Source organism: Nocardiopsis sp. NPDC055824, assembly GCF_053616335.1.
Map to the genome: position 1 here is coordinate 1 of NZ_JBSHDN010000293.1, position 6,035 is coordinate 6,035.

5 protein-coding genes are annotated in these 6,035 nt (G+C 71.9%); 4 read left to right on the forward strand and 1 reads right to left on the reverse strand.

The window, feature by feature from the left end; genetic code table 11:
- Window positions 1–50: 50 nt before the first annotated feature.
- Window positions 51–3,251 carry an isoleucine--tRNA ligase gene (gene ileS, locus ACWGL3_RS30420; RefSeq protein WP_267945810.1) on the reverse strand — a complete coding sequence of 1,067 codons (3,201 nt, stop codon included), beginning with the start codon at window positions 3,249–3,251 and terminating at the stop codon, window positions 51–53.
- 366 nt (window positions 3,252–3,617) lie between these two features.
- Between ileS and ACWGL3_RS30425 the strand changes: the two genes are divergently transcribed.
- The 4 genes from ACWGL3_RS30425 (at window position 3,618) to ACWGL3_RS30440 (ending at window position 5,999) form a co-directional block, all read left to right on the forward strand.
- Complete coding sequence (locus tag ACWGL3_RS30425; protein ID WP_267945809.1) at window positions 3,618–3,878, forward strand: hypothetical protein; 261 nt, start codon at window positions 3,618–3,620, stop codon at window positions 3,876–3,878.
- Between the two features lie 176 nt (window positions 3,879–4,054).
- Window positions 4,055–4,465 (forward strand): TraR/DksA family transcriptional regulator, encoded by a 411-nt coding sequence (locus ACWGL3_RS30430; protein ID WP_267945808.1) that lies wholly within the window; start codon window positions 4,055–4,057, stop codon window positions 4,463–4,465.
- A 29-nt stretch (window positions 4,466–4,494) separates the two neighbouring features.
- Window positions 4,495–5,076: a signal peptidase II gene (lspA, locus tag ACWGL3_RS30435; protein ID WP_267945807.1), complete on the forward strand. Its 582-nt coding sequence runs from the start codon at window positions 4,495–4,497 to the stop codon at window positions 5,074–5,076.
- The gene (locus ACWGL3_RS30440; RefSeq protein WP_267945806.1) at window positions 5,073–5,999 is read left to right on the forward strand and encodes an RluA family pseudouridine synthase; all 927 of its coding nucleotides are present in this window, start codon (window positions 5,073–5,075) and stop codon (window positions 5,997–5,999) included. The genes lspA and ACWGL3_RS30440 overlap by 4 nt, the downstream gene beginning before the upstream one ends.
- Window positions 6,000–6,035: the final 36 nt, after the last annotated feature.

Sequence of the window (6,035 nt, forward strand, 5' to 3'; positions counted from 1 at the left end):
CTAGGCCTCTTCCGGTCCGGCGGCCCCGGGGCCGCCGGACCGGAAGAGGCCTAGGCCTTGCGGAAACCGAAGGCCACGCCGAACTCCTCGGAGGAGGCGGTGTGCAGGTCCCGTGCCATCTCCCCGGCGGTGAACGCGTCGGCCAGCACCTCGCCGGCGATCGCCTCACCGTGCTCGGTGAGCGCCAGTTCGGTGGTCTCGTCCGTGGCCGTCCACCACACCTCGATGCGGTCGGACACGTCCAGGCCGCTCTTCTTGCGGGCGTCCTGGAGCATGCGGACCATCTCCCGGGCCAGACCGGCGCGGCGCAGCCGCGGCGTCAGCTCCAGGTCCAGGGCGACGGTCTCACCGGCCTCGGACGCCACGGCCCAGCCCTCCCGGGGCTGCTCGGTCACGAGCAGCTCGTCGGCGCTGACCTCGACGGGCTCGTCCTCGACCCGCACCCGCGCCCAGCCGCTCTCGCGGACCTGTTCCACCAGGGAGGCGGGGTCGGCGGCCTCGATGGCCTTGGCCACCAGCGGGGTGCGCTTGGCGAACCGCTTGCCCAGCGCCCGGAAGTTCGGCTTCACGATGAAGTCCACCAGGTCGCCGCCCACGGAGGACAGCGCGTCCAGCGACTCCACGTTGAGCTCGTCGGACACCTGGTCGCGGAGCTGCTCGGGCAGGCCGGCGAAACCGGCGGCGCCCACCAGGGCGCGGGCCAGCGGCTGCCGGGTCCGCACGGCGGAGTCCACCCGGGCCGACCGGCCCAGCTCCACCAGGCGGCGGGCCAGCGCCATCTGCTGCGACAGGTCCGGGTCGACGAGGTCCTCGCGCACCTCGGGCCACGACGCCAGGTGCACCGACTCCGGCGCGTCCGGCCGGCGTACCGACGCCCACACGTGGTCGGTGAGGAACGGCACGATCGGCGCCATCAGCAGCGTGACGGTCTCCAGGGCCTCGAACAGCGTCGCGAACGCGGCGGCGCCCTCGGGGGTGTCCGCACCGCCCCAGAACCGGCGGCGGGAACGGCGCACGTACCAGTTGGACACGTCGTCCACGAAGGCCGTCAGACGGCGTCCCGCGGTCGTGGTGTCGAACGAGTCCAGCGCCGCCGTGACGTCCCTGACGACCTCGTTCAGCTCCGAGAGCAGCCACCGGTCCAGGAGCGGGCGGTCCTCGGGGGCGGGGGCGTCCGCCAGCCGGGAGTGGTCCCAGCCCCCGCCGGCATTCGCGTACAGGGTGAAGAACGAGACGGTGCTGTAGTAGGTCAGCAGCACCTTGCGGACGATCTCCTCCAGGGCGGAGTGGCCGACCCGGCGGGCGGTCCACGGCGAACCGCTCGCCAGCATGAACCAGCGCAGCGCGTCGGCGCCGTGCTTGTCCATGACCGAGATCGGCTCCATGACGTTGCCCAGGTGCTTGCTCATCTTCCGGCCGTCCTCGGCGAGGATGTGGCCGAGCACGACCACGTTCTCGAAGGAGTTGCGGCCGAACACCAGGGTGCTCACCGCCAGCAGGGAGTAGAACCACCCGCGGGTCTGGTCGATCGCCTCGGAGATGTACTGCGCCGGGAAGTTGTCCCGGAAGGTCTCCTCGTTCCGGTGGGGCGCCCCCCACTGGGCGAACGGCATGGAGCCGGAGTCGAACCAGGCGTCGATGACCTCGGGGACGCGGCGGGCGACCCGCTGCTCCTCGGGCAGGGACGGGTCCGCGTCCGGGTCGGGGATGACGATGTCGTCCACGAAGGGGCGGTGCGGGTCCAGGGAGGACAGGTCCCGGCCGCTGAGGCGGCCCAGCTCCTCCAGGGAGCCCACGCAGATCTGGCGGCCGTCGGGGAACTCCCAGATCGGCAGCGGGGTGCCCCAGTAGCGGTTGCGGGACAGCGCCCAGTCCACGTTGCCGCGCAGCCACTCGCCGAAGCGGCCCTCCTTGACGTTCTCCGGCACCCAGTTGGTGACGTCGTTCTGCGCCAGGAGCTCGTCCTTGACCGCGGTGGTGCGGATGTACCAGGACGGGACCGCGTAGTACAGCAGCGCCGTGTGGCAGCGCCAGCAGTGCGGGTAGGAGTGCTCGTAGCTCAGGTGGCGGAAGAGGAGCCCGCGGTCCTTGAGGTCGCGGACGAGCGTCTTGTCGGCCTCCTTGAAGAACACCCCGCCGACCAGAGGCAGGGGGGACTCGAAGGTGCCGTCCGGGCGGACCGGGTTGACCACGGGCAGGCCGTAGGCGCGGCCCACGAGCATGTCGTCGGCGCCGAAGGCGGGCGCCTGGTGGACCAGGCCGGTACCGTCGTCCACGGTGACGTAGTCGGCGAGCACCACGTAGTGGGCGGGCTCGTCGAAGGGCACCAGGTCGAAGGGGCGCTCGTAGGTCCAGCGCTCCATCTCCTCGCCCCCGTAGCTCTCGCCCGTGAGCTCCCAGCCCTCGCCGAGGACCTTGTCGAAGAGCGGGCGGGCCACCACGAGGCGCTCGTCGCCGTCGGTGGCCACCACGTACTCCACGTCCGGGTGCACGGCCACGGCGGTGTTGGACACCAGCGTCCAGGGGGTGGTCGTCCAGACGAGCAGCGAGGTCGGGTGCTCGGGCGAGGCGAGCGGACCGGAGGTCACGGGGAAGCGGACGTACACCGACGGGTCGGTGACGGTCTCGTACCCCTGCGCGAGCTCGTGGTCGGACAGGGTCGTGCCGCAGCGCGGGCAGTACGGGCTGATCCGGTAGTCGCGGACCAGCAGGCCCTTGTCCCAGATCTGCTTGAGGGCCCACCACACGGACTCCACGTACTGCGGGTCCATGGTGCGGTAGGCGTCGTCCATGTTCACCCAGTAGCCCATGCGCTCCGTCATGGTGGTGAACGCGTCGACGTTGCGGAGCACGGACTCGCGGCAGCGCTCGTTGAACTCGGCGATGCCGAAGGCCTCGATGTCCTTCTTGCCGGACAGGCCGAGCTCCTTCTCCACGGCGACCTCCACGGGCAGGCCGTGGCAGTCCCAGCCCGCCTTGCGGTCCACGTGGTAGCCGCGCATGGTGCGGAACCGGGGGAACACGTCCTTGAACGCGCGGGCCTCGACGTGGTGCACGCCGGGCTGGCCGTTGGCCGTGGGCGGGCCCTCGTAGAAGACCCAGTTGGGGCCGCCGCGGGTCTGGTCGAGCGAGCGCTGGAAGACGTCCTCCTTCGACCAGCGGCCGAGGACGTCCCGCTCCATGGCCGGCAGGTCGATCTGCGCGGGGAGCTGGGGCAGCGGTCGGGATGCGGGCCGGGGGTCGTTGGCCACGGTCGTACCTTTCCATCAGGGTCGTTCCTGACGGAGGGACGAGGCACGGGCCCCGCGGTACCACCCTCCTTGGACCGCGAGCGCGCCGCAGGGCGCGCGTCGGTAGGGTCCCACTTCGTTGCTCTGTGCCGGTTCTACTGGAGCCGCCCGCGCGGGCGGGCCCGTTCTTCCGGCGGTTCCGGGGTGATCTTCGCGCTGGTCGTGCCCCCGGGCTCGCACCGCCCCCGGGTCGCTTGGGCGGGCCAGGCCTTCTAGGCTGTGATCCGTCCGGTCGGGGCCAGCGCTACTCGTCCCCATCGACACCTGGAGCCAGGATAACGCAGCGCGGCGCTTCCGCCGTGCGCTCTTGTGACGGAGGGGGCCGCTGTGGCGGAGGACGTGAGGGGTGCGGTCCTCGTGACCCTGTCCGACCGGGACGACGCGGTGGAGCTGGCGGAGCAGCTCCTGGAGCAGGGCTACGAGCCGTGCCGCGTGCACCGGGACATGCTCGCGGGCGAGGACGACGCCGAGGACGCGGACTGGGTGATCGAGGTGCTGACCGGCCCCCACGGCGGGCCGGCCGTCTTCGACGAGCCGCACCTGGCCGCGCTGGCCGAGGACTACGGCGGTTTCGCGGCCGCGGAGTAGGGCCCGCCGCCCCTGTCGCGCCGGGCGGGGGCCGCCGCAGCGGCGCACCGTCCCGATCATTGCCTTGCACCGTGGGATTGCCTAGGCTTCGCGGCACCGATCACGGCACCGCCCGGGGGAGGACCCGCAGGTCGGCGAGGTCCGGGGTGTGCCGAACCATCTGGGAGGGGAATGCGATGAAGGCCACCGAAGCCTCCATGCTGCCGGTCCTGCCGGGGGAGGACCCCTGGACCACGGAGGAGCTGACCGGGATCCGGCGAAGGCTGGAGGAGGAGATCGCGGTCGCGCGGCGGGAGATCCGCGAGGCGGAGGACGCGCTCGCCGACCGGCTCACCGACCCGGTGGACGGCGCCGGGGACGACCCCGCGGACGCCGGGGCGAAGACCTTCCAGCGCGAACATGATCTGGCGTTGGCCTACAATACTCGTGACCTGCTCTCCAAGAGCGAGCGGGCGATCGAACGGATGGACGCGGGAACATACGGGGTCTGTGAGTCATGCAGCCTGGCCATCGGGAAGGCGCGACTTGAGGCCTTTCCGCGCGCCACCCTGTGCGTCACCTGCAAACAGCGCGAGGAGCGTCGCTGACTGAGGTAGAGCCCTCCGGGGACAGCAACATGACCACGTCCGACACGACCGGTGCGCGCCCGCGCAGGTACCTTCTCCTGCTGCTGGTCGCAGCCGCCGCGATCGTCGCCGACTTCCTCACCAAGGAGTGGGTCCTGGCGACCTTCTCCCAGGGCGAGCGCGTCGACGTCGTCGGCAGCCTCCTCCAGTTCACGCTGGTGTACAACACCGGCGCCGCGTTCTCCATGGGCACCGACTTCACCTGGGTGTTCACCTGCATCGCCAGCCTCGTGGTCATCGCCATCGGGTACATGGGGCTGCGGGTCCGCAGCGTCTGGTGGGGAGTGACGCTCGGCCTGATGATGGGCGGCGCCGCGGGGAACCTCGTGGACCGGTACTTCCGGGAGCCGGCGCCCTTCCACGGCGCGGTCGTCGACTTCATCAGCGTCGGGAACTTCCCGGTCTTCAACATCGCCGACTCGTGCGTGGTCGTCGGGGCGTGCCTGGTGGTGGCGCTGACCTTCAAGGGCCTCAACCTGGACGGCAGCGTCGTCGAGGAGGAGTCCTCGAAGAAGGACGACAAGGGTTCCGGGCCCCACCCGGACGACACCACCGAAGGGAAGGGCCAGTGAGCGACACACGCAGCCTGCCCGTGCCCGACGGCCTGGAGGGCGACCGGCTCGACGCGGCCATCGCCCGCCTGTTCGGCCTGTCCCGCACACGGGCCGCCGAACTCATCCTCGACGGCAGCGTCCTGGTCGACGGGTCCGAGGCGGGCAAGTCCGACCGGGTCCAGGCCGGGGCCTGGCTGGAGATCACCCTCCCGCCGCCGCCCACGGCGCCCGTGCCGCGCCCCGAGGCCGTCCCCGGCATGCGGATCGTGCACGAGGACACCGACATCATCGTGGTGGACAAGCCCGTCGGCGTGGTCGCCCACCCGACGGTCGGCTGGACCGGGCCCAGCGTGCTGGAGGGCCTGCTGGCCTCCGGCGTGCAGCTGGCGACCAGCGGCGCCGCCGAGCGCCAGGGCATCGTCCACCGGCTGGACGCCAACACCACCGGCCTCATGGTGGTCGCCAAGAGCGAGACCGCCTACAGCGTGCTCAAGCGGGCGTTCAAGGAGCGCACCGTGGACAAGCGCTACCACACGCTGGTGCAGGGGCACCCCGACCCGCTCCGCGGCACGGTGGACGCGCCCATCGACCGGCACCCCGCCGGCGACGGCCGCTGGGCCGTGGTCGCGGGCGGCCGTGCGTCGGTGACGCACTACGACACGCAGGAGGCCTTCCGGGCCGCCAGTCTCCTGGAGATCCGGCTGGAGACGGGCCGCACCCACCAGATCCGGGTGCACATGGCCGCGCTGCGCCACCCGTGCGTGGGCGACACGCTCTACGGGGCCGACCCCACCCTGGCCGAGCGGCTGGGCGTGCGGCGGCAGTGGCTGCACGCCGTCCGGCTGGGCTTCGAGCACCCCACCGAGCACCGCCCGGTGGAGTTCTCCAGCACCTACCCCGCCGACCTCGAAGCGGCGATCGACGTGCTCCGCGAGGACTGACGGCGCCGTTCACGCGAAGGGGCGGCGGGCCCGGGC